Source organism: Colwellia maritima (genome assembly GCF_022669015.1).
Lineage (GTDB): Bacteria > Pseudomonadota > Gammaproteobacteria > Enterobacterales > Alteromonadaceae > Colwellia > Colwellia maritima.
In genome coordinates this window covers 129,102-153,795 of record NZ_JAKKSL010000002.1, presented here as the reverse complement: position 1 = coordinate 153,795, position 24,694 = coordinate 129,102, and the positions used below count along the sequence as shown (strand labels likewise).

Below are 24,694 nucleotides of genomic sequence, written 5' to 3'. Positions count from 1 at the left end.
ATAAATCCTTCCGTTCCTGAAGTAGCACTTTTAGTCGTGGTATTAATAGCACCGAAGAGTTGCGTTTTTTCCAAACATAATACTTTGCGTACCTTTCATTACCTCTATACGCTCTATATCAAAAACAGGTGCACGCGCTAAAACAGCTCTTCCTTGATAAATATCATCTTTAAATTGTGCAATGGACTGTTCAAAAGAATAATTAACACCTGAACCAATACCTCGTATATAAATATTAGGTAAACCGCCTTGTCCGGCAATTTGAACATTTGGAATCATGTCAGACATATCAACTATATTAGTAACATTCCCTTTCGTTATACTGTCGCCTGATATTGCTGAAATTGAAGCCGCCACAGATTGAATACTTTGCGTTCGTTTTTGGGACGTTACTTCTATAACCTCTATTTCCTGTTTGCCCTTTTGTAAAACTTGTTCATTTTCTTCAGCATAAGCAACGGTATTAAGGCTTAATGCTACTGAAATAGATAAAGCTAAAGGTGTTAAAATACTTTTTTCTAATCTCATATCTACTGTCTCCCCTAAAATATTTATTTTTATTTGCTATTTTTTGTAATTTTTAAAGCTTAAATAACACCAATAAATTACACTCGGTGTAAAATTATGTCAAGAGTATTTTTACACCTAGGCGATAAAGTTATTAGTTTGCCTTTTACACAGGGCTAAATTAAAATATTGGCTTGCAATAGATTTGGTAATAAATATGAATAATGTGGGATTACGGGAATATAAAAAACAACAAACAAGGTCATTACTTTTAACTATTGCTGAGAGAATGTTTAGTGAAAGGGATTTTGACGAAGTTTCAGTAGAAGATATTGTTTCTGAAGCAAAAATAAGTAAAAAAACATTTTTTAATTATTTTACTAGTAAAAACAAAATGTTAGAAGAATGGACTTTAGACTGGTTTGCTAATAGCAATGTTTGGTCAAACGATTCAAATAATAAGGTGAAATATAAAAATATACTTATTCCTCCTAATATAGACGAACTATTAGACTGGATTGTCGATCACAGACGCATTTTTAAAATGGTTTTAACACACACTAATATTCTTAGCGGTATTTATCTAACTAAATCTAAAAATAAAACTAAAGTGTATGATGTTTTTTCCCCTTTTAGAGCAGCGCGATTATATAGGGTAGAAATTGCTCAGGAATCAGGTTTGATACGTAATGATATATCAGCCAAATTAATATGCGATATGTATGATACCTTACGTTTTGATATCATTAGAAAGTGGTTAATTCAACCTGATGAAGAAGCCAATGGTGAAGAGTTGAAAAATCAATTTCACCTTGTAATGAAAATATTACTTGAAGGCTTTAATGTACAATAACCGACTAACGGTGTTTTCAAGACAATTTTCGCTTAAATAGTTAAGCAGCTTCATTATATTGCTGTGAATTTAATTCCATAGCACCTTTTGACGGCTAAGACAGCTAGTAATCTCTGCTTTTGTTCATAGATCAGAATGCTAGTTTCTTTTCATTGTTGATACAAGCTTATTCATTTCGCTAATGTTTCAACATCAAAACCATCATGCCTTTGTTTTGTTGTGAATGCCTTAAAGAACCTACGGTTAATTACATACTGCTCCCTGTTTCTTTGTCAAATTAATTGAGGCGACAGCCATCCAAACACAAAGGGACTCGCTATGAATAAATTAAAAACACTATTGTATAAAACTGTTCTACACTTTATACATAAGCGTTTTTATTATTTAAGCTAACGAAATATTAAGTTTTGAGAGCACAGAATATAACAACAAATCGTTAGTTAACTAGTTTATTCATTGAGATGACTAAAACGCTGATTTTAACAGTTCAATTAAACGGTGGCATAATACAATTGCATTAACAGTGTATGAATAAAGGTTTCTATTGCGGTAATAGCTTGTTATAAATAGGTAAGTAATTGTTTCATTTACAGGTGTATCAACAACTTTATAAGTGGCTATTTATAAAATTACGTTAGGATAATAAATTAATGTTTATTCGTTTTTTACTTTTCATTTTGTTTTTCGGTTTTATTTATTCTGAGAAAGTTGTTTCAATTGAAAATAATAACTCTGATAGCATTTTTGAATTTGGAGATTACTACTTTAAAGATGTTAATGCTGACCAAGTGCTACAAAGAGACGCTATTTCAAGCTTTGTTGAAGATAACGAGGGGTTTATTTGGATCGCGAGTTCTGATGGTCTTTTGCGTTACGATGGCTCCGATTATAAAGCATTTAAATACGATGAAAATGAGAGTAATTCATTAAGTGGTAACCGTATTAACACCATGTGGAAAGGCTACGATGGGTTAATTTACATCGGTACTAATGCGAATGGATTATCAGTATTTAACCCACAGACCGAACAATTTATTAACTACAAACACAATTCAAACAACCAAAATAGTTTAGCCAATAATTCTATCAGAGCAATCATAGGCGACGAACAAGGTGGAATTTGGTTAGGAACAAATAGTGGATTAGATTATTTTGATCCCTCGCTGAACACGTTCACGCACTTTACACATCAAAAAGATGATAAAGCCACACTAAACGATAACCATGTTCGTTCACTTCTCATCGATAAAAACAAAGTATTATGGGTTGGTACTTGGCAAGGGCTCAATAAATTTAATCACGATACTCAAACCTTTGAAAGTGTGCTTAGTGATCATAATCAGCCTAATTCTTTCGCTAACCAAATTATTTATACCATGTTTGAATCTTCCGATGGAAAATTATGGTTAGGCACTGCAGACAAAGGTGCAGCATGGATTGAACCTACTTTAAAACAAAAAAACTTAACCATCAATTGGTTGAGTATTGAGCCAAGTAATAAAAACGCAATTTCGTCACCTTGGGTAACTGCTATCAAACAAATAACACCCACAACACTTTGGATAAGTACATATGGAGGGGGAATTAATGAAGTAAACATCTTATCAGGCAAAGTAACTAAACATATGCTTTATGATAAGTTTATTGTTGGCAGCATTAATCAAAATGAAATTAGTACCCTGTTTATTGATAGCTCAGGTATTGTTTGGATAGGTAACTGGGGAAAAGGCATTAATATTTACAACACTAACAATGCTGCTTTTAGAACTCTCCGCCATAGTCCAGTAAGAGATACAGGACTAAGTACCGATGAAGTATTATCTATTTTAGAGCTGAAAAATGGCCATATTTGGTTAGGAACCAATAAAAATGGTATTGATGTTTTTTCACCTACCCTTGGTTTTATCAACGGCCATCGTCCAAGCAATGGCCAAGACGATCAATTACAAGCTGACGGTGTTTTAGCCATGGCTCAAACAACTAATGGTGATATATGGGTGGGTACAATGCATCAAGGCTTATATCGATACAACTCAAAAACTGACAATTTTAAACACTTTACACCACAAGATGGTATTGATGTTAGAGGGGTTACAAGATTATGGGCTGATAATGATGGGGATTTATGGATAGCCTCAGATGTCAGTTTTTACCGTTTTGACAGCAAGAATAAACAATTTATTGCGCAGACAACCTTTGATAATAAAGAATTTAGCACCTCTGTAAACGGAATACGTGTGTCTGGTGATGGCTCTACTTGGGTTGCCACTATTCAAGGTCTTTTTGTCATATTAAAAGGCACTAATCAGTTGTTACCCATTGTTGATGAACATGGCCATTTGATTAGTGAATTGAACCAACAAATAAACTCAGTGTTTTTTGATAATGAACAAAATATGTGGGTAAATAGCAACCGAGATAAATTATTCAAAATATCATCATGGACTAAAAATATTGTCAACTCTCAAGCAATAAAGGTAATACCAAATAATGAAAAAATGACTTTCTATTATAGAATGGGACACAATGAGAGTGACCGCTTATGGGGTAGTGAAGGTATGCTCGATACTTCAACATTGCAAAGTGTAAAACTAGATCAAGCTAACGGAATTGATGTTGGTAATCAATATTATGGCAATGTAGGTAAAACAAAAGCAGGTCTTTTATTTTTTGGTGGGAGTAATGGCTTATTAATCATAAAACCAGAGCTTTATCGTGATTGGGAGCATGAGCCTAACGTTGTTATTACTAAATTAAAAATAGATGGTAAAACTCAAAATTCACGAAATGAAGAGTCACTTATATTACCTGCAGAAGTTAAAAGTATATCATTTGAATTTCTTGGTTTAGACTACTCAGCTCCTCAAAAGTTACACTATGCCTATCAGCTAGAAGGGTATGATGACCACTGGATTGAAACTAATGCTAAACAGCGTTCCACCCAATATACGAATCTCCCCCTGGCAACTATACTTTTAAAGTAAAGTCGACCAATAGAACAGGCAAATGGAGCGGTAAACAAGTTGCTTTATCATTTACGCAAGAAGCAGCTTGGCACCAAACATTATGGTTCAAAATACTGGTATTATTAACGATTTGTCTTGGATTTTATTTGATTTTAAAGCTTAGACTGCATCACTTACATATACAAAAAGTAGCTTTACAGAAAAAGTTATGCATAAAACCGCTGATATATTAATGCTTAGCGAAGTAGGAAAAGAATTAACAGCCTCTCATGTTAAGCAAGAAGTTGGCACCAAATTATACAATAGTCTTTGTAAAATAATGCCGGTAGACGCTTTTTTACTTGGAATAATTGAAGAAAAATCAAACAGTATTTATTTTCCAACGGTTATCGAAGAAAACATTTTTCTTGATAGTTTTAATTTCTCTATTACCAATAAAGAAAGGCTTGCCGTACAAAGCGTCATTAACGCCCAAGAGTATATTCTAATGTCTGATACGGATTTAAATAACTATCAGTTTACCGTTAAAGTTAAACCCTTAACAGACAACAAAATGTCGTCTGTAATTTATGAACCGCTGATCTTTAAAAATAAAACCGTTGGGGTATTAAGTGTTCAAAGTAAAAATGAACATGCCTTCACCTCAACAAATATTGAAATGTTACGCACTTTAGCAAGTTATACTGCCGTTGCTATGGACAACATTTTAGCTTATGAGCAAATTGAAGATAAAAATGAAGCACTTAATAAAGCGATTGAAAACCTCGAAAGAGTAACTTATACCGATCAGTTAACCGGTGCGCATAACCGACGTTTTCTCGATAAATACCTTAGTCAATCATTAGTTTTACAACAACGACAATGTGATACTGATGGTTCAACAACGAACCTAGATTTTGGCTTTATATTAATCGACGCAGATCATTTTAAACGGGTTAATGACACTTATGGTCATGAAGGCGGTGACAAAGTACTTTGCCAACTGGTAGATATAATTAAAACGACATGCCGCCAATCAGATTGGGTTGTGCGGGGGGGGGGAAGAGTTTCTTGTTGTCTGTCAGTATACTGAACGTAACTTTTTAACAAAAATGGCTGAACGTATCAGACACAATATAGAGCAACATTCATTTGATTTAGGTAATGGTAAATTCATTCATAACACCTGTTCTTTAGGTATAGCCCCCATACCTTTTAGTAAAAATAAAAACAATAATATTACTTGGCAACAATCACTTAATATTGCAGATATTGCACTGTATGCCGCTAAAACCCATGGACGAAATGCGTGGGTTGAACTTTGTTTTAATCCATTAAATGACAACGATATATCCTATAACGAGCTAATAGATAAAATACAAGAACATATAGACAAACAAAATTTACTATTAACAACCTCTATTACAGACAGGCAAGTTACTATTAGCCTAAATTGACACTGATAAAACTGTGTTTGTATTATATCAGTTTCATTAATTAAGTGATCTATTTTATACGTAGAAGAAATTGCCAAACCCAAGGCATTTATTTCAATAACGAGTTGTTCTAATTATTAAATAAACAACGATGTAATTGGTGATTGTATCTACTTGCCACTCATACCATGATAGCTGTCTACTTTTTTTACAATACTACCGCCAAAACAATTAAATACTCACCAAGATCCACCTATTTACTTGATTTTAAACTACAAAATTTAATGTGGTATAAAATATGCTCTATTCTAAGGCTCAATAAAACTAATTACAAGATGAGGTTATTTATGAATAAAAATATATGTATAGACCGTTTACGATCTGTAGTTTTAGCTCTAATCACAGGGCTCAGTACTTTTGCCTTTACAGCACCAACCTACGCCGGCTTTATTGCTTATGATATTCGCACCACACCAACCATTATTGACCACGGTAGCAGCATTGAATTTATAATTGATGTGGGTGGCGAGAAAGCAGGTCTTGGTTCAAATGATATTAATGGTGCAACGCGGGTGATATAACTAATTTACATATTGATCGCTTAGATGATCTTACTCGATTTACGGTTGGAACTGGACCTTATGTCTCTCCCTATTTAAATTTTTGGATTACTGATGGTCTTGGAAACTTTGCTGTCGTTGCAAATGAGCCATCAAATGCTGCCTTCCGACCACTTTACAATAACGGCTATGACTTATCCTTTGCTGATTTAAGTAACAAAGTAGCCAAAATATATGAAAATAGCGATAAATCTTGGCTTCCCGACATTGGGTTCGGTGCAGGTGTTAATTTAACCTTTGCTGACTTAGCTAGTTTTACAATTGCCCCACCAAGCGTGAATGAATTCACAACTGGGCGGACAGGCCTTGGTACTGGAGCTCCTAGAGATTTAGGTACCAATGTTGCCTACGGTGTTAACTGGGTTTTTGGTGATACTTTAGCCAATTACATTTCAGGCAATGGTACCGGCTACATCGTTGCTAATGCAAGAGTAGCTGCTGCTTCTGCTAATGTTCCAGAGCCTGGCACTCTATTTTTACTTGGTTTAGGTCTAGCGGGTATTACCTTAACACAGAGACAAAAAATACGTTAATAGGGAACAAAAAAACGTATAAAATTCAATTTATTTGTGCGTTATGTTACGTGATGAGGCTTTTTTTAAAATAGCCTCATCCGTTGTAATATGACTAGTTGATTCCCACTGAGTAAAAATAAAAGGCTAAATGTAAGCGTAAGATAATGATGAAAATAATTTTTATACTTAAAAAGTATAATATAACGCTTATTTATTCATTTTTTAGGTCCTAGCAGTCTAGTATGCCAATTTTCCACCTCATTTGTCTCAAGACGTTGAGTCACTTTAGACATCCAACTTTGTGATAATTTATTTTGCATTTTTAGTTTTTTCAATCCCTCTATGTTAAGCGGATCACCAAAAAAAATGTCGCACACTTCACGTAATGTCATTGTATTAGGCACTTGCTCTATCAGTTGCAAAGGCTCATTTACACTAACCCGGCCCGGTTGAATGACACGATACAACCAACCACAACGACTAATATCTTGCATCGCAACCGAAAAATTTTTAATTCCCCATCGTTTATTTAGTTTAAAACAAGGCGAACGTGGTTGGCTGACTTCAATAATAGCTGCGCCCCATTGATAACGATCCCCTATACAAACGATTTCTTCAGTCATACCTATTGAGCTTATATTCTCTCCCATGCCGGCTGTTTGCCATTCATTATTGACTCCATATTTTTGTTGCCAGTAAGCATAATGCTCGAAAGGATATTGATGTAATGCACGTTCTAATCCTCCGTGATGACGTAAATCAGCAGATTGATCACCATCCAACCCCTCAGAAAATAGATATAAGGGTTCTTCAACCCGAATTTTATTTATTGCGGTTTCCAAACCATATGCAGATTCGGCTGTGCCCCGAAACACCCCTTTTAGATAATACTGTTTTGTCATACTAACCTCCCTGCATTCCAAATATTTATTTTGGTCAACAGTTTTTGATTATCGAATATATTGACTTACAATTACCATCAACTTGAGTTTGGGCTCAAGAATAAAACACTAAATTGCCACTGACTTGCCCTTTTATCACTTGTAATTTGTATAAAGCAGAGTAAGCTTATGACTATAAACAGAAAAACATAAAAAAACTAAGGAAGAATCAATTATGCCACCATTGGAGTTTTATTCACGCCCGCCCCGGTTGATTGGTGTAAAAAAAACACTGTATAGCCTATTATTAATGCTTTTATTCTCAACTAACCTTCAAGCGGTAGAATTAGAGGTAACAGCATTAATCGGCAAAAACTTTAGTCCTGAACTGATAAATGACGATTATAGCGCTGAATTATCAACGACAAATGAACCTAACTTTGCCCTAGCTTTTGCTTGGCAAGATTCGCCCACAGGGCAAGGCCAAATTTTAGTTAATTATATTTCTCGCGACTTCACTGACACAATAGATAACACAACACACTCTTTTGATACTGTTTATACGCACTTCAGCGGTGTATCACTGTTTAAAGAACGTGAATATGTAACCACTTTAGGTTTAGGTATTGGTACTACTTATTTTCACAGTGACTTTGATAGCGCTATTTATCCATCAATAACTTTGGCAGTAGGAACTCGCTACAATTATTCTGCTAATCTAGTCTTCATTACTGAGTTACGTGGCTATGCAACGTTAACTGACGACGATGATACTTTATTTTGTCAAGCAGATGGCTGCGTAGCACAGTTTGACCGAGCTGTGTGGATTGATCACCAAATTTCTATCGGGCTTGCTTATCGTTTTTAGTGCTGAATTTAATGCTTGAAATTAATGCTTGAAAAAGTTAACGAGTAAAATCGTTAACTTTAGTGCGCGGCTAGTCTTGAAAAGTAACATTTGGGCTAGATCTTTTTCAATTCATTTGCTTTTAACAACATTGTTTTACTTTCTGCCAAAAAGTCGTCTGCATAATCGCCAAACCAATCAGATACCTGTTTAAACATGCTTACAAAAGCTGTTTTATCTCCTTGTTCAACATCTTCTAATAACTCTAAAAAACGATAAGCAAAACGTTTCATCATCATGATATTGTCAGGATTAGAAAAAATAATATCTGAATATAGAATAGGATTTTGTGCAAACAAGCGCCCCACCATAATGAGCTCCAAGCGATAGATAGGTGAACTCATATTTAACAGTTGTTCAATATCTGCCCCTTCAGCCATTAAATGATAACCATAGGCGATGGTTGAAAAATGTCGCATCACTTGCACCATTGACATAGCTTGATCGTGTGCTTGTGCCGATACTTGATAAATTTTAGCGCCCCACACTTGAAACTGCTTTAACAGCCATTGGTACTGCTCTGTTTCGCGACCATCACAAACAATAATAGTTTGCTTAATTAACCCAGTAACGTCTGGGCCAAACATAGGGTGTAAACCTACCACGGGTCCTTGATGCACTTTCATCATTTCATATAGTGGTGATTCTTTAACGCTTGTAAAGTCTGCTAAAATACAATCAGTGGTAAATGGTTTAAGTGATTAATAACCAAAGATGTAAGTCTTATTGGCACAGCAACAATAACCAAACTAGCTTCAGCTAACACATCAGCACTAGTTGACCAGTCATCTTGTTCGATAATGGCCACCTGATAGTTAGAGCGTTGAAACAAATCAACAAAGATACTACCTAATTGGCCTTTACCACCCACTACAACCACTTTTTTACAAGCAGGGTTAATGCATTGGTAACCGGCGGCGTCTTGGCTGACATAAGAATCTCGCATTAGACGACGTAAAATATCTTCAATTAAATCACCACTTAAACCAGACCTGCTCGGCTTGCTCTCTGCGTTTACTAATGAGGTGCGCTTCACGTTCAGGCGCAAAAATAGGCATGCCTTCGGCGCTTTTTAATTCCCCCACTTTGGCAGTAACAGCCAAACGTTTCGCTAATAACTCGACTAACTGGCTATCTATTTCATCAATCTCATCTCGTAAAACTTTAAGATTGTCGTCAAAATTATTCATACGTTCTCTTTTATCAATTTTCTATTATGGTTATTTTTATATCTAATATCTTATGGCATTCTCTTATGACATTCTCTTATGGTAATAAGCGTTTGCTAATAAAAAAACTCAGATCCAACAAAAGGGTAATAAATTACCCTTTTGTTGAAATAACAGTTTTCTAAAAAAATGGTTAGCCAAATTTTTATTTAATACGCATAGCTAAAAATTATTTTGCAATGCGGTTGTTTAATACTTCACTCAGCATATCATTCGCTTGAGATAATAGCGTTTTAGTGCTGTTTAAATCAATACATGCATCGGTAACCGACACACCATATTCCATATCGGCAATCGCAAGATCGCTACTTTGATTTCCTGCGTTTATATTACTTTCTAACATAATACCAATAATTGACTTATTACCTTCAACTATTTGATTAAAAACATTCGTTGCAACAAGAGGTTGACGACGATAATCTTTATTAGAGTTACCATGACTACAGTCAACCACAATTCCTGGTTCTAAACTATGTTTGGCTAACACTTGCTCACACTCATTTATATTAACGCTATCATAGTTAGGTTTCTTGCCACCACGTAAAATAACATGGCCATCAGGGTTGCCTGATGTTTTAATCAACGACACTTGGCCTTGGCGATTAATCCCCATAAACCGATGTGACGACGCAGCCGACTGCAATGCATTAATTGCGACATCTAAACTACCATTTGTACCATTTTTAAACCCTATAGGCATTGATAAACCGCTTGCCATTTCTCGGTGAGTTTGTGACTCAGTAGTACGCGCACCAATAGCAGACCCACTAAATAACTCGGCTAAATATTGAGGGCTAATGGGATCAAGTGCTTCTGTTGCTAATGGTAGTCCTAATTCAGTTAAGTAGATTAATAATTCTCGTGCTTTTTTAAGCCCTGTTTCTACATCAAACGAACCATCCATATGTGGATCATTAATTAGTCCCTTCCGACCAACCGTTGTACGAGGTTTTTCAAAATATACACGCATCACTATATATAAAGAATCTTTATATTGATCATGTAATTTTTTCAACTCACGGGCATATTCTTTCGCACCTTCAATATCATGCACTGAGCATGGCCCACTAATAATAAGCAAGCGGGGATCTTTTTTATGAATAATATTGGCAATAATTTTACGCGCAGATTTTACAAATGCTCTGCCAGGATCTTTTAAAGGTAATTCCTCTCTAAGTTGCTCTGGCGTTATCAGTACACGTTCTTCGTTAACATGAATATCATTCAAGGTGCTTTTGTGAGCTTGACGGTCGGCCGTTATTGTTGCCATGTTCTTTCCTATAATTTAGTCATTAAAAGTGCGTTGGCTAAAACAAGATTTATTGAAAATATTGAAAATTTCAAAATGCGTCTATAGAAGACTGCAGCTTGATAAAAATAAAAACATAAAATCGTAAAGAATTAATTACGCTATTTGTAAGGTTATTTTTACACAATAATTTAATGGAGTACAGCGTAATTTTAAAAAATCCTTTCATGTACCGCTTTCACATAACTGTAACAATTCAGTCATGTAACTGTAATATAACATTCCTACACTGTGCCCAGATTAATAAAACAGCTTTAAATTAAATAATTTTTATAACGTTAAAATTTTAACAAGAGAAATATTATGAACAACATGATGAAGAGAAAAATAACAACGACAATAATGACCTTATCTTTAAGCACTGTAGCGTTAATGGCTCAGGTTGCAAACGCACAAAGCAATAGCCGTGACACCATTACCGCTGTAGGTTCCTCTACTGTTTACCCCTTTTCTACAGTTGTTGCTGAACGTTTTGGTAAAAGTACAAAATTCAACACACCTAAAATTGAATCTACAGGTACTGGCGGTGGTATGAAGTTATTTTGTACTAGCAACGCAATAAACACACCTGACTTATCAAATGCTTCACGCCGTATGAAAAAAAGTGAATTTGATATGTGCGTAAAAAATGGTGTGAAAAGCATCACAGAAGTATTAGTAGGATACGACGGTATTGTACTTGCGAACTCAAATACTGCCAATAAAATGAATATTACTCGTAAAGAATTGTTTCTCGCTTTAGCTAAAAACGTTCCGAAAAAGACGGCAGCCCTAAGTTAATTGCTAACCCATATAAATTATGGAGTGATATAAACCCAACACTACCGACCACTAAAATTGAGGTATTAGGTCCACCACCAACTTCAGGAACCCGCGATGCGTTTGCTGAATTGGTTTTAGAAGGCGGTTGTAAAAAATTCGATTGGATTAAAGCAATAAAAAAACAAAACAAAGCTAAGTATAAAGAAATTTGCCACAGTGTTCGTGAAGATCACACTTACATTGAAGCAGGTGAAAATGATAATTTAATTGTACAAAAACTTTCAAGCAACCCTAAAGCATTCGGCGTTTTCGGATTTAGCTTTTTAGATCAAAATAACGATACACTTCAAGGTTCAATTATTGATGGTGAAGGTCCTTCATTTGAGGCCATTGCTGACGGTTCTTACCCAGTATCTCGTCCATTATACTTTTACGTGAAAAATGCTCATGTAGGTAAAGTTCCTGGTATTTTAGAATTCTTAACTGAATATACTAGTGAAGCGGCAATGGGTGAAGAAGGTTACTTAACTGACAAAGGTCTTATTCCTCTTGGTGAAGAAAAGTTATCAAACGTACGTAAAAATGTTTTATCACTTACTCCGCTAACTTTGAACAAGTAACCCATATTAACTAACGCGTAAGATATGACGAGAATAAGCTTCTTGTCATATCTTATCGTTAAATTTGGAAAACTGGTCTTATTATATGAATTCATCTTTACTTTTTATTGTTCTACTTTCATTAACCTTGTTTAGTTATTGGTTTGGAATAAAACGTTCACTGAAAATTGGCGGCGGAGCAGAACATAAAAAAGCACTTACCAACTTGCCAGAGCAATTTGGTTTATTAACCGCCATGGTATGTGGTTTACCGCACTGATTACCTTGCTCATTTTCAATAGCGTAGAACAACTAGTTATTGAACAATTACTCACCAATACATTACCCGAAAAAATTCAGCAATTATCATCTATTGATTTAGGCTTGTATCTAAACAATATTCGTTCTATTGCTTCAACAGAAACAGCTCAAGGATTAATTCAAAGCATAGCAGCTGCAGGCATAGAACAACAAAGCAATACAAGCATACAAGCACAATTTCAAGCCGCGCTCACGCTACAAACACTGAATCAAAAAGCCGCTTGGTTAAAAACAGCCCTAGTATTAGTAATTGCTGTAGTAAGCGTTATCATGCTCGTGAGAAAGTTTAGTCTCAACTTTAAAGCCCGACAAAAATCTGAAACTATCATATTAGCATTACTCATATCGTCTTCAGCCATTGCCATTTTAACCACAGTAGGCATTGTTGTTTCGGTTTTGTTTGAGTCAATTCACTTTTTAAAAGCGTTTCCCCTGCTGAATTTATGTTTGGCACGCAATGGAGCCCACAAACGGCAATGCGTGTTGATCAAGTAGGTGGGTCAGGTAGTTTTGGCGCTGTTCCTCTATTTGCCGGCACCATGTTAATTACCTTTATAGCCATGCTTCTTGCTGTTCCCGTTGGCTTAATGATAGCAATATATTTATCTCAATATGCTAGCGCTAGATTACGCAGCGTCGCCAAACCCATGTTAGAAATATTAGCAGGTATACCAACCGTTGTTTATGGTTTTTTCGCCGCATTAACTGTCGCACCAGTAATCAGAAATGTAGGCGAGAGCTTTGGTTTAAGCGTTGCTTCCGAAAGCGCTTTAGCCGTTGGGTTAGTGATGGGTACGATGATTATCCCCTTTGTATCATCCTTATCAGAAGATGCAATAAGCGCGGTACCCCACTCACTTAAAGAAGCTTCTTTTGGCATGGGAGCTACGCGAAGCGAAACCGTGATAGGCGTTCTACTTCCGGCCGCTTTACCAGGTATTGTTGGCGCTATTTTATTGGCTGTTTCACGTGCAATAGGCGAAACCATGATTGTAGTAATGGCCGCGGGTATGGCTGCAAATTTAACGGCAAACCCGTTAGATTCAGTCACAACCGTTACCGTGCAAATTGTCACCTTACTCACTGGCGATCAAGAATTTGATAGTCCAAAAACATTAGCCGCTTTTGCGCTTGGATTAATGTTATTTATTACCACACTTGGCTTAAATATTTTGGCGCTAAAAGTGGTCAGAAAATACAGAGAACAATATGACTAAAGTTATCCAAAACACAAAAAAATCTCCTACCACAGAGCTTGTTGCTCGGAGTTTGAAGCAACGGCACAAAAAGGAAAAACGCTTTAAACGTCTAGGACTCTTAGCGGTATTATTTGGCTTTATGTTAGTAGTAATTTTAATCAGTGATATAACAATTAAAGCACTGCCGGCGTTTAATCAGCACTGGGTTAAACTAGATATTACTTATAAAAAAGAATGGTTAGGCCTTGAATCGCCCACCAATGAAGCCGCGTTTGCTGAACAATTAAAAACAGCCAATTACCGCAAGGTATTAAAAAACTCTGTTTATCAAATGTTCTCAACAGGTGAAAAACTTAGTCGCTCAGAAAAACGTCAATTAACTAAGTTGTTCTCAACTAACGCTGAATTTACGATAAAAGATATGTTAATTGCCGCTCCTGAACAATTTGATAAAAAGGTCAATGTCTGGATTAGGTCGGATGATGACGTGGATAGTTATCTTAAAGAAGGATTCTCTCAAGGAGAAGCAGGTTTACGAGTTTCAAAGCAACAAGCTATTTGGCTAGAAAAACTTGTAACAGAGAACCGTGTTGATAATCGCATAAACTTAAGTTTTTTCACCGCGAGTGATTCAAGAGAACCTGAACTTGCAGGTATAAAAGGTGCCCTTGCCGGCACATTATTGACCATGCTTGGTAACTTTATTACTTTCATTTCCTTTGGGTGTTGCTTTGGTGCATTATATTTAGAAGAGTTTGCGCCAAATAATCGTTGGACCGATTTAATTGAAATTAATATAAATAATTTAGCCGCAGTACCTTCTATAGTTTTTGGCTTATTGGGGTTAGCGGTGATAATTAACCTATTTGAGCTGCCTAGGTCAGCGCCACTAGTAGGTGGGATAGTTCTAACACTTATGACATTACCGACCATTATAATTGCTAGCAGAGCAGCGATAAAAGCGGTTCCGCCTTCATTAAGAGAAGCAGCATTAGGTTTGGGCGCATCAAAGATGCAAGTAACATTCTCACATGTATTGCCCCAAGCTATGCCTGGCATCATTACAGGTGCAATTATTGGTGTAGCTCAGGCATTAGGTGAAACAGCACCTTTATTGATGATTGGTATGGTAGCCTTTATTGTTGACGTACCTACTAGTATTGTAGATTCAGCAACCGTTTTACCTGTACAGATATTTTTATGGGCCGACAGCCCAGAAAGAGCCTTTTTAGCAAAAACATCCGCAGCTATTTTAGTGCTCTTAGCCTTATTATTAGTGATAAACATTACGGCAACCGTGTTGCGTTCTAAGTTTGAAAATAAATAACGTATAAAAGAATCTATTGAGAAACATACATGATTAATTTAGAAACAAAACCAAATGAATTTGCCCTCGATGAAATAACGCATACTGTTGGCAATATCTACGCCGATGAAGCAAAAATGTCAATTAGAGGAGCTGATGTTTATTATGGTGAAAAACAAGCAATTCACAATGTCAGTCTAGATCTAGCACAAAACCAAGTAACTGCACTTATTGGGCCTTCTGGTTGTGGTAAATCTACCTTTTTACGATGCTTAAATCGAATGAATGACACTATTGATAGTTGTCGAGTGACAGGTCAATTATTGCTTGATAATGAAGATATTTACGCCAAAGATTTAGACCCCGTTTTATTACGTGCTCGTGTTGGTATGGTATTTCAAAAACCCAACCCATTTCCTAAATCTATTTATGATAATGTTGCTTATGGGGCCCGTATTCACGGTTTAACCAACAACAAATCAGAACTTGATGACATTGTAGAAACTAGTTTACAAAAAGCAGGATTATTTAATGAAGTTAAAGACAGATTAAAAGAGCCAGGAACGGGTTTATCTGGAGGACAACAGCAACGATTGTGCATCGCAAGAACAATAGCCGTTAGCCCTGAAGTTATTTTAATGGACGAGCCGGATCAGCTCTTGATCCTATAGCCACAGCAATTATTGAAGAGTTAATTGACGAGCTCAAAGAAAAATACACTATTGCCATCGTAACTCATTCAATGCAACAAGCCGCTCGTGTTTCGCAACACACCGCCTATTTTCATATGGGAAAATTAGTTGAAATGGGCAAAACGGAAGATATTTTCACACGCCCTAGCCACAAACTTACCGAAAACTATATCACTGGCCGATTCGGTTAATTGGAGAATCACATGACAACGCAAGATAACAGCCACACAGATAAAAGCTCACCTAGTGAATCAAGTGACAATCCTACGGGCTTTACGACAAAATTACATTTAGACAAGCACATTTCACGGCGCTTTAACCAAGAGTTAGAGCAAGTAAGAACATTAGTCATGGATATGGGTGTCCTCGTTGAAAAACAAGTGAACGATGGATTAAGTGCCGTTTTAAATGCTGACGAAAAACTCGCAAAAAAAGTAATTAAACGTGATAAAGAAGTCAACACTATGGAGCTAGAAATTGATGAATATTGCACTCAAATTTTAGCACGAAGACAACCGGCTGCAAGTGATCTACGTTTATTGGTTAGCGTTATTAAGAGTATAACCGATCTTGAACGTATGGGTGATGAAGCAGTAAAGTTCGGAAAAAATGCAATAAAATTGGCAAAATATCGTGCGATTAAAGCTAATACAGATAAAGAAGGCAGCATTGAAGGCAATAGTGACGAAGTTGATACAAGACCGTTAGTTGAACTAAAACACCTAGGTAAGCATGTCAGTGAAACGTTAAATAAAGCCTTAATGGCCTACGCCCAAATGGATGTAGAAGCTGCATTAGAAATTATCCGAAATGATAACGTAGTTGATGAAGAGTTTGACAATATCTCACGTTTGTTGGTCACAAAAATGATGGAAAACCCTCGTGAAATAAAAAATGCATTGCGGGTTACTTGGTGTGCTAGAGCACTTGAGCGAATAGGTGATCACACAACGAATCTGTGCGAATATATTGTTTACCTCGTTGAAGGTAAAGATGTTCGACATGCAACTACTGAACAAATAAAAGCAAAAATGAAAACTTAAAGCCCCTCGCCTTATTACAAAAAGTAAAGCACGTTTATTATTTATTAAGCTTTAAATAAAACTTAAAAGTTTGTAAACTCGCAAAACAACAATTGCACATATGTGTATAGTAACCTGTATCAGTTGTGTTTTAGCTATGTTTTAAGCATGTTTTATTTAACCAAAGAGATATATAGCGATGCAAAATTCAGTCAATGCAATATTATGCCCTTTTTGTAAGGGCATAAATAATTGTATGGTTAACAGTAATAACGCTTGCCGGTGTAGCACTGCAAAAATTCCTAATGAGCTTACGGCTATAGTACCTGCGGCTTTGCGACGTACATCGTGCATTTGCGAAAATTGTATTAACTTGTTCAATAACAAACCAGATCAATTTAAACGTCAATATATTCTGACATCCTACAAAAAACAATCCGCATGAAAAATTTATTGTCTCAAGTAAAACAATGTCGATTATGCGAAAAAATCTTACCCTTAGAACCCAATCCAATATTACAAATTAGTACCCAAAGTAAAATACTTATTGTGGGACAAGCTCCTGGAATAAAAGCGCATCAAAAATCAATGCCTTTTGATGATAAAAGTGGCGATAGATTAAGAGCATGGCTTGGGGTTAATAAAAGTCAGTTTTACAATGAGCAATTATTTGCCATTTTGCCTATGGGATTTTGTTATCCTGGTAGAGGAAAATCAGGTGATTTACCACCAATACCCCAATGTGCAACAACTTGGCGAAAAGCGTTATTAGAAAAACTAACGGAAATAGAATTAACAATTATACTAGGCAAATATGCAGTTGAATGGCATTTGCACTCTAAAGCCCCTATAACAAAGCTAGCAAAACAATGGCAAACTTTATTACCGTTGAATAAAATAGTATTGCCTCACCCTAGCCCAAGAAATAATCTATGGTTAAAGAAAAATCTTTGGTTTGAAAAAGAGGTTATTCCCTTACTTCAAAAGAAAGTTACCGCGTTAATGCCTGACTAGCATCACATTAGTAAAAATAAACGTGAAACTTAATTTTCTATGTAAATGATGATTTAGCGAGTAGCCATGCTCACTAAGTTAGTGAGATTGGTATGATTATGAAAGAAGGAGAGCGTAATTAATGTCCCTCAACGGATAAACTTTCGCTTAACGTTAAAAGATATTCTTTTACCTCCTTAGTTAGCCCTTTAAAAAAATCAGAATCCTGATTATCTACAATAGCCGTGAATAGCATAAAGTCTCGCTGTTCTTGTGTCACACCAAAACCAACAATAGAGCTGCATTCAGCTGTTTTTAATAACTCAACTAATTTAGGTGGTAATTTATGTATATTAATTGTGCTACATTGCGAAAGTTTCACTTGCTAAAATCCTTTTGCATTTAGATGATGATTAGATTGAATTAAGCCATATCACTATACTATGACATTACTACTAACTATATAACTACACACTGTAAATATATAAGTGTGCAAAATAGCTTAAAAAATAAAATAGACAATACTATTAGAAAGAGTAAAAACTCAGGATTAACAGTAGCACAAGGATATAAAAAAATATATTCTAATTATTAAAGCACTTTAAAACAAAGATTAATGCAAGTGGATGCAACCGATCACAACATAACAAATCAACCCGCAATAAAAAAATTATTATCAAGAATGCCTCAAGAGGTAGCTAGCAGTTTTTCAGATGAACAGTTAACTCATTTATTAACTGCAGTAGGATCACGTAGGCGGGGTAAACACAAAATAGATTTAAGAGGCACATTTAAGCTCCCCTTTTACCAATGGCGGTTTTACTATGTTTTTCTAGCCGGAAAGAACTACAGGGAATTAAGCCGACAAGAAAGACGCATGTCTATCATCCTCACTGCGATAGTATCAAGTTTATTTTTAATATTTTGTACTGGACTTGGATTATTAATACTTTATCTGGTAAAATCTGCCTTAGGTATTGATCTATTTCCTAATTTTTCGCTTGGTATTTGGGGCCGGTTTAAAGAAACATTTTTGTAAAAACTACGCATCAATCATAGAAAGCGTGTCAGCTTTTTTTACACTATAAAAAAACATCATTTAAAAACAACCTAACTTTTTGTTTTTAAATAAAATTAATTGTGGGCATATTTATTGCTTACGTAAAATTTTGAATGATAGCAACAAACAATAAAATGGTATTTTTGTGCTAGATAAGGAAATTGTGGTAATTGTGAACTTTGTGGAAAAAATACAAAAAATAATCTTAATCACTGGCATAGCAACATGTACCCTTTTTGGCCCAATCACCCATGCTCAAGAGCGCCAAGGGTTACTACTAAATGCCTCATTACTAACCCAACATGACAATAATGTGTTACGAAATGTGGAACCTTTTGCAGATTCATCAGTAACCATTTCACCTGATCTAAAATATTTTACTTATATGGGTAAACACATTTTAGCATTGGATTATCAAGGCGAATATGCGGCTTATAAAGACTATAGTGAGCTTAATTACAACAACCACGATATTGCTCTTTTTGCTCATTTTGATCATTCACTAAAAATTGACTCCGAGTTTAAAGTTTCTTATCAGGATAAAATTGAAGAGCCAGGTACAAACAACTCAGTGTCTTCATTAATTAATGAGTTTAATCAAACCGAAAAAAAACAAGCTTATGCTAAATTTTACTACGGCACACGCGAAAGTATTGGTCAATTAGTTTTCGGCTTAGATCACAGAGAGTACCGTTATAGCAACAACTTTCAAGATTATCGTGATGTAGATCGCAATGCATTAACCGGTACATTTTTTTACCGTATCGCCCCAAAAACACGATTATTATTTCAAGCCAGTGTTGCAGATTATGACTACATAATTAAGAGTCAATTTCCCGATCAATCAAGTAAAGAAGCCTTCTATTTGGTTTGGTGTTGAATGGGATATAACCGCTAAAACTAGTGGAACATTTAAACTTGGTTATCAGAGTAAAGACTTTGAGCAAGATGTTTATAACGACATTACGGGTTTATCATACATGCTAGATATGACATGGAAGCCAAACACGTACACCAAGATTAAACTCGGCGCTAGTAGAATGACGAGAGAATCTTCTCAGCAACTAACAAGTGCCTTTATAACCAATACATATACGGTTAATGCTGAACATAAAATTACGCCAAGAACACAAATTAAAGCATCATACACTTATGATAATGACGATATAGTAACGGCACAAAGCAGAACAGATAAACGCCATAATATAAAACTAGGATTAGATCACAGCCTATTAACTTGGCTTAACATCAGCTTAGATTATAAATACATTGAAAGAAATTCAGATTTTGCAATCTATAACTACAAAGCCAATATTATCGGGCTTTCATTAACCACTAAGTTTAAATAAACCTAAACATTATCCAACTCTACTCGTATATATCAAAGGGAACTCATGAAGTTATTAAAACTTTTTTTCATTCTTTACTTAACTGTAATTATGCCAATATCAGGTTTTGCCATTGCTGACGAAATCGATGATTATCGTATTTCTGCAGACGATCAAATATCAATCACCGTATTTAATGAAAATGATTTAAGTGTCGATAAAGTCCGCGTTAGTGGTAATGGAGACATTTCTATGCCATTACTAGGGCAAGTTGCTATCGAGGGCCACACCATTTCTGAAGTTGAGCAAAAAATAACAGAACTATTACTCGAAGGTTACTTAAAGAAACCTAATGTTACTGTAACTATCACGGAATACCGCCCTTTTTATATTAATGGTGAAATAAAAAAACCCGGTAGCTACCCTTATAAAAAGAATCTAACAGTTGAAAAAGCAGTAGCTCTTGGCCGGTGGGTTCACCGAAAGAGCCTCTCGCACCACTATTTCTTTAGTAAGCGAGAATGACAAACGTTTTATCAAGGCCGTAGCCTTAAATGACAAAATCAAACCTGGTGATGTAATCACTGTCAGCGAAAGCTTTTTTTAAGGACAAATGAATATGAACACAGTAGTTGCTGACAAATCACCGACCGTTCAAAACCAATCGACCAACATAAACTTTGATAATGAAGAAGTTATCGATTTGGGGCAGTATTGGCGTACTATCAAAAGAGCTAAATGGAGCATAATGGCAGTCACATTATGTTGCCTTATTATTGGCGGTTTAATCGCCTCTTCCTCTGTTCCTATTTACAGGGCATCTGCAAAAATTTTAGCAGATCCACAACAACCCAATGCTAACAGAAACGAACAATATATCGCTTCTGCTTTAGTTTTTTTATACTACGAAACGCAATACGAAATAATTAATTCTCGTAATATTGCTGAAACAGTTGTTGAAAAACTAGGCTTAGTAGAAAAATATAAGAAGGCGAAAAAAGAAAATAAAAGTAAACCAATATCTGGCTTAAGCAGTGTTATTAAAGACATAAAAACAGAGTTTTCTGCATTATTTAGCAAAACTGACAACCAAAAAAATCAGCACCAACAGACGCTGACATAAAAATAATGCTTGCTTCTGGCATTCAAAGTGGCATTGAAGTATCGGGTGGCAAACAAAGCCAGATCATCAATATTAGTTACACTTCGGCTGACCCACAAGAAGCAGCAGATATAATCAATGCTCTTTCTGATGCCTATATTCAATTTGGTTTAGAATCACGCTTAGGTGAAGTAAAAAACACAGAGTCTTGGTTAGGTGAACAATTTGCAGCACTAAAAGCCAAACTTCAAGATTCAGAAACCAAATTAAGCACATATCGTTCACAACAAGGTTTGGTTGATACTAGCCAACAACAGCGTATTGCTAACACTCAGTTACAATCTTTAAATAATGAGTTAATACGTGCACAAACTAACCTTAGTGCCGCTGAAGAACAATATTTAGCGATTAAAAATATTGAACCAGGTTCAAAAGAATTCTATTCACTTGGCCCTGTATTACAGAATAAAACAGCCAGTGACATGGTAAAAGAAGAGGCATTTCTTTCACGAAAAGTTAATGAACTGTTTGAACGCTACGGTGAGAAACACCCTAAAATGATTGCTGCCCGTTCAGAGCTTAAAAGCGCACAACAAAACCTTACCGAAGAAGTAAAAAAAGTCGTTGATAATATTGAGAAAAATTATAGATTAGCACAATTTCAAGTGACCAATATAAACAAATTAATCAGCACAACGAGAGCTGACATTCAATCACTACAAACTGAAAACTTTTCACTTGTAAGCTTAGAAAGAGAAGTAGAAAATAACCGAAGAATCTATGAAAACTTTCAAGTAAGTTTAATGGAAACCAGTGGAAAAAGTGAATACACCGCATCTAATGTTCATATCATTGATCGTGCGACTGTACCTAAAGTACCTTTTAAACCAAATATTAAACTTATCATAGTGCTAGCGGGTGTCTTTGGTGCTTTCTTTGGCGTTGTATTAGCCTTTATGCGAGAAGCATTAGACAACACCTTTAAAACTCCAGACGCTATTGAAGAAAAACTCAAACTACCAAGATTGGGAATTACACCGGTTGTAAAAGGTAAAAAAGGCATAGTTAAACCTGAGAAACAATATTTAGATGATTCACGTTCGCCGTTTTCGGAAAGTATCAATACTATCCGCACAGGGTTACTGTTTTCCAATATTGATAACCCACCAAAAACAATTTTAGTGACTTCTGCTACAGGGAGCGAAGGTAAGTCAACGATGGCAATTAACCTTGCTGCTGCTTATAGCAACCTAGGTAAAACATTACTGTTGGAAGTAGATTTGCGTAAACCTAGCATAGCGAGCAGTTTAAACATAAAACCTAAATTTGGTTTAACCGATTTAGTTACCGGTTCAGTGACCACAGAAAGTGATATATATTACAAAGACAACAATGAGCAACTAAATGTAATTACGTGTGGAACTATTGCAAGAAATCCACTGGAGTTGTTGTCATCAAACAAGTTTGAACTGATACTTGAAAAACTAAAACAGGAGTTTGACTACATAATTTTAGATGGCCCTCCTACTTTACCTGTAAGTGATTCGTGTATTTTAGCGAACAAAGTTGATGGGGTTATCTTTGTAGCTAAAGCTGAAGATACGCGTGTTAAAGTCGCTAAAGAAGCCGTGTCTAGATTACAAAAATTAAACGCGAATATTATTGGTGCCGTATTAACGGTAGCAGAGCCTAATAAAATGAGTTATTACGGTGATCACTACTACTCAGGTGAGTATTACGGTACTAAACCTGCGAAAGATTAATTTTTATAAGTACATAAAAATTAATACACGCTTAAATAAAGCTTCAACAGAAATTAAACAATAACAACTGCTGAGCGCTTTTCAATGTAGCACGCTGAATTTTTTCATTCACCGTGCTACCTTTATTTTATCTATATTCCCCCTCTTTTAACTTATAGCAGTCTCACTAACTATGTGATCACTTCTACTTGCTAAAATCACCCACTAGATCGTTATTTAATCATCAGACCAACTCGTTATTGAAATAAATACCTTGTATTTGGCAATTTTTAATACATATAATTTTATACATATAAAATAGATCACTTAATTAATGAAACGGGTATTAATGATAAATAAAAAATCACTAATCTCTCTGTCATGATATAATATTACTCTAAATCAAAAAGATTTAATCGATGTAGAAATGATAGATATTCACAGCCATGTTTTACCCAAACTGCAATATAGATGACGGCGCTAGCAGCTTAGACGAAGCACTAACTATGCTGAAAATAGCGGTTGATAACGGTGTGACAACACAAGTACTCACCCCACACATCCATATGGGTCGCTTTAACAATACAAAGCAACAGCTAGAGCAAGCATTTATACAATTTAAAGAAGAAGTAGATAAAGAAAATATTCAAATTAAACTACTTTTGGGTGCAGAACTTCGCATTGGACCTGAAATTATGACCATGGTTAGCAGCAACCAGATACCTTGGTTAGGTGAATATCAAGATCAAAAAACATTTCTGCTAGAGTTCCCTCGAAACGATATTCCTTATGGTAGTGACAATCTTGTTCGTTGGGTATTATCAAATAAATATCTTCCTATTATTGTGCATCCAGAACGTAACAGTACCTTCATGAACCATCCAGAAAAGCTACAAGTATTTATCGATTTAGGTTGTCCTATCCAAATCACTTCTTGCAGCCTTACAGGTAAGTTTGGTAGTGACGTACAACATTTTGCAGAACAACTCCTTATTGATGAGAAAGTCAGTGCAATAGCCTCTGATTGTCATAATTTAAAAGGACGAAAACCTGATATATTGGTCGGATTTGAACATGCAAAAGCACTAATTGGTGAACAACAAGCAAGCACACTGGTTAATTTAATACCTAACAGTTTGATTCACAATAATAAATTTCAATGATTTTACAAAAAGTTCAAATTCTCGCCTAAATTTACATAGCATACCTACCACCCCTTAAAGGATTGTAAAAGCCATAAAAAGCGATTAAAACACCCTTAAGGGAGGATTACAAAATCTGTTATTTTCTATATTCCAATACTGTGTCATACTCTATAAAATAATACCAGTTTCATTAACTAAGTGATCTATTTTATACGTTGAAA

Annotated in this window: 25 protein-coding genes and 3 pseudogenes; 23 read left to right on the top strand and 5 right to left on the bottom strand. The window is 35.5% G+C overall.

The window, feature by feature from the left end; all coding sequences use genetic code 11:
• Window positions 1-42 precede the first annotated feature (42 nt).
• Window positions 43-528, bottom strand: a complete 486-nt coding sequence (locus L3081_RS10815) for a TonB-dependent receptor plug domain-containing protein (protein WP_242286047.1) — start codon at window positions 526-528, stop codon at window positions 43-45.
• A gap of 196 nt (window positions 529-724) precedes the next feature.
• Between L3081_RS10815 and L3081_RS10810 the strand changes: the two genes are divergently transcribed.
• From L3081_RS10810 to L3081_RS28205, 5 genes and pseudogenes are all read left to right on the top strand, one after another.
• Entirely contained in the window at window positions 725-1,360 is a 636-nt protein-coding gene (locus L3081_RS10810; RefSeq protein ID WP_242286045.1) for a TetR/AcrR family transcriptional regulator, read from the top strand.
• Window positions 1,361-2,010: 650 nt separating this feature from the next.
• Window positions 2,011-4,344: a ligand-binding sensor domain-containing protein gene (locus L3081_RS10805; protein WP_242286043.1), complete on the top strand. Its 2,334-nt coding sequence runs from the start codon at window positions 2,011-2,013 to the stop codon at window positions 4,342-4,344.
• Between the two features lie 190 nt (window positions 4,345-4,534).
• A pseudogene (locus L3081_RS10800) lies at window positions 4,535-5,762 on the top strand (sensor domain-containing diguanylate cyclase).
• A gap of 326 nt (window positions 5,763-6,088) precedes the next feature.
• Window positions 6,089-6,322, top strand: a complete 234-nt coding sequence (locus L3081_RS10790; RefSeq protein WP_242286038.1) for a hypothetical protein — start codon at window positions 6,089-6,091, stop codon at window positions 6,320-6,322.
• Window positions 6,323-6,636: 314 nt separating this feature from the next.
• On the top strand, window positions 6,637-6,894 hold the full coding sequence (locus L3081_RS28205; protein ID WP_242286037.1) for a PEP-CTERM sorting domain-containing protein: 258 nt from the start codon (window positions 6,637-6,639) through the stop codon (window positions 6,892-6,894).
• A gap of 197 nt (window positions 6,895-7,091) precedes the next feature.
• Here the strand turns inward: L3081_RS28205 and L3081_RS10780 are convergent, their stop codons facing one another.
• Window positions 7,092-7,778 (bottom strand): MOSC domain-containing protein, encoded by a 687-nt coding sequence (locus L3081_RS10780; protein ID WP_242286035.1) that lies wholly within the window; start codon window positions 7,776-7,778, stop codon window positions 7,092-7,094.
• 250 nt (window positions 7,779-8,028) lie between these two features.
• On the opposite strand from L3081_RS10780, the gene L3081_RS10775 reads away from it, so the two are divergent.
• Window positions 8,029-8,625 carry a hypothetical protein gene (locus tag L3081_RS10775; RefSeq protein ID WP_242286034.1) on the top strand — a complete coding sequence of 199 codons (597 nt, stop codon included), beginning with the start codon at window positions 8,029-8,031 and terminating at the stop codon, window positions 8,623-8,625.
• Window positions 8,626-8,720: 95 nt separating this feature from the next.
• Here the strand turns inward: L3081_RS10775 and tyrA are convergent.
• Both tyrA and L3081_RS10765 read right to left on the bottom strand, forming a co-directional pair.
• Window positions 8,721-9,854 (bottom strand): annotated as a pseudogene (gene tyrA, locus L3081_RS10770) (bifunctional chorismate mutase/prephenate dehydrogenase).
• 208 nt (window positions 9,855-10,062) lie between these two features.
• Window positions 10,063-11,163 carry a 3-deoxy-7-phosphoheptulonate synthase gene (locus tag L3081_RS10765; protein WP_242286028.1) on the bottom strand — a complete coding sequence of 367 codons (1,101 nt, stop codon included), beginning with the start codon at window positions 11,161-11,163 and terminating at the stop codon, window positions 10,063-10,065.
• A gap of 342 nt (window positions 11,164-11,505) precedes the next feature.
• On the opposite strand from L3081_RS10765, the gene L3081_RS26810 reads away from it, so the two are divergent.
• The 10 genes and pseudogenes from L3081_RS26810 to L3081_RS10725 all read left to right on the top strand — a co-directional run bounded on the left by L3081_RS26810 (window position 11,506) and on the right by L3081_RS10725 (window position 18,117).
• On the top strand, window positions 11,506-11,982 hold the full coding sequence (locus L3081_RS26810; RefSeq protein ID WP_274620492.1) for a substrate-binding domain-containing protein: 477 nt from the start codon (window positions 11,506-11,508) through the stop codon (window positions 11,980-11,982).
• Window positions 11,982-12,584, top strand: a complete 603-nt coding sequence (locus L3081_RS26805; RefSeq protein ID WP_338027350.1) for a substrate-binding domain-containing protein — start codon at window positions 11,982-11,984, stop codon at window positions 12,582-12,584. The genes L3081_RS26810 and L3081_RS26805 overlap by 1 nt, the downstream gene beginning before the upstream one ends.
• 85 nt (window positions 12,585-12,669) lie before the next feature.
• Window positions 12,670-12,843, top strand: a complete 174-nt coding sequence (locus L3081_RS28200; RefSeq protein WP_338027298.1) for a hypothetical protein — start codon at window positions 12,670-12,672, stop codon at window positions 12,841-12,843.
• Window positions 12,825-13,379, top strand: coding sequence for a phosphate ABC transporter permease family protein (locus L3081_RS10755; protein ID WP_338027297.1), 555 nt, complete (start codon window positions 12,825-12,827; stop codon window positions 13,377-13,379). Before L3081_RS28200 ends, L3081_RS10755 begins: the two co-directional genes overlap by 19 nt.
• Window positions 13,328-14,101: a phosphate ABC transporter permease subunit PstC gene (gene pstC, locus L3081_RS10750; protein WP_242286026.1), complete on the top strand. Its 774-nt coding sequence runs from the start codon at window positions 13,328-13,330 to the stop codon at window positions 14,099-14,101. The genes L3081_RS10755 and pstC overlap by 52 nt, the downstream gene beginning before the upstream one ends.
• On the top strand, window positions 14,094-15,410 hold the full coding sequence (pstA, locus tag L3081_RS10745) for a phosphate ABC transporter permease PstA (protein ID WP_242286025.1): 1,317 nt from the start codon (window positions 14,094-14,096) through the stop codon (window positions 15,408-15,410). The genes pstC and pstA overlap by 8 nt, the downstream gene beginning before the upstream one ends.
• A 116-nt stretch (window positions 15,411-15,526) precedes the next feature.
• Window positions 15,527-16,272 (top strand): annotated as a pseudogene (gene pstB, locus L3081_RS10740) (phosphate ABC transporter ATP-binding protein PstB).
• A gap of 12 nt (window positions 16,273-16,284) precedes the next feature.
• Window positions 16,285-17,124, top strand: a complete 840-nt coding sequence (phoU, locus tag L3081_RS10735; RefSeq protein WP_242286023.1) for a phosphate signaling complex protein PhoU — start codon at window positions 16,285-16,287, stop codon at window positions 17,122-17,124.
• Window positions 17,125-17,302: 178 nt separating this feature from the next.
• Complete coding sequence (locus L3081_RS29040) at window positions 17,303-17,548, top strand: cysteine-rich CWC family protein (protein WP_420839724.1); 246 nt, start codon at window positions 17,303-17,305, stop codon at window positions 17,546-17,548.
• Window positions 17,545-18,117, top strand: a complete 573-nt coding sequence (locus L3081_RS10725) for a uracil-DNA glycosylase family protein (RefSeq protein WP_242286019.1) — start codon at window positions 17,545-17,547, stop codon at window positions 18,115-18,117. Before L3081_RS29040 ends, L3081_RS10725 begins: the two co-directional genes overlap by 4 nt.
• A gap of 118 nt (window positions 18,118-18,235) precedes the next feature.
• Here the strand turns inward: L3081_RS10725 and L3081_RS10720 are convergent, their stop codons facing one another.
• The gene (locus L3081_RS10720; RefSeq protein WP_242286018.1) at window positions 18,236-18,478 is read right to left on the bottom strand and encodes a hypothetical protein; all 243 of its coding nucleotides are present in this window, start codon (window positions 18,476-18,478) and stop codon (window positions 18,236-18,238) included.
• 240 nt (window positions 18,479-18,718) lie between these two features.
• Here L3081_RS10720 and L3081_RS10715 point away from each other — a divergent pair, with 240 nt between their 5' ends.
• The 7 genes from L3081_RS10715 (at window position 18,719) to L3081_RS10690 (ending at window position 24,491) form a co-directional block, all read left to right on the top strand.
• Window positions 18,719-19,135: a 3-phosphoshikimate 1-carboxyvinyltransferase gene (locus tag L3081_RS10715; RefSeq protein WP_242286016.1), complete on the top strand. Its 417-nt coding sequence runs from the start codon at window positions 18,719-18,721 to the stop codon at window positions 19,133-19,135.
• A 166-nt stretch (window positions 19,136-19,301) separates the two neighbouring features.
• Window positions 19,302-20,036, top strand: coding sequence for an outer membrane beta-barrel protein (locus L3081_RS26800; RefSeq protein ID WP_338027296.1), 735 nt, complete (start codon window positions 19,302-19,304; stop codon window positions 20,034-20,036).
• Window positions 19,996-20,505 (top strand): outer membrane beta-barrel protein, encoded by a 510-nt coding sequence (locus L3081_RS26795; RefSeq protein ID WP_338027349.1) that lies wholly within the window; start codon window positions 19,996-19,998, stop codon window positions 20,503-20,505. The genes L3081_RS26800 and L3081_RS26795 overlap by 41 nt, the downstream gene beginning before the upstream one ends.
• A gap of 45 nt (window positions 20,506-20,550) precedes the next feature.
• A complete protein-coding gene (locus L3081_RS10705; RefSeq protein WP_242286014.1) occupies window positions 20,551-21,009 on the top strand; it encodes a polysaccharide biosynthesis/export family protein in 459 nt (152 codons plus the stop codon).
• A 94-nt stretch (window positions 21,010-21,103) separates the two neighbouring features.
• A complete protein-coding gene (locus L3081_RS10700; protein ID WP_242286012.1) occupies window positions 21,104-21,607 on the top strand; it encodes a Wzz/FepE/Etk N-terminal domain-containing protein in 504 nt (167 codons plus the stop codon).
• Between the two features lie 5 nt (window positions 21,608-21,612).
• Complete coding sequence (locus L3081_RS10695) at window positions 21,613-23,349, top strand: GumC family protein (protein ID WP_242286010.1); 1,737 nt, start codon at window positions 21,613-21,615, stop codon at window positions 23,347-23,349.
• Window positions 23,350-23,774: 425 nt separating this feature from the next.
• Window positions 23,775-24,491 carry a tyrosine-protein phosphatase gene (locus L3081_RS10690; RefSeq protein ID WP_242285994.1) on the top strand — a complete coding sequence of 239 codons (717 nt, stop codon included), beginning with the start codon at window positions 23,775-23,777 and terminating at the stop codon, window positions 24,489-24,491.
• Window positions 24,492-24,694: the final 203 nt, after the last annotated feature.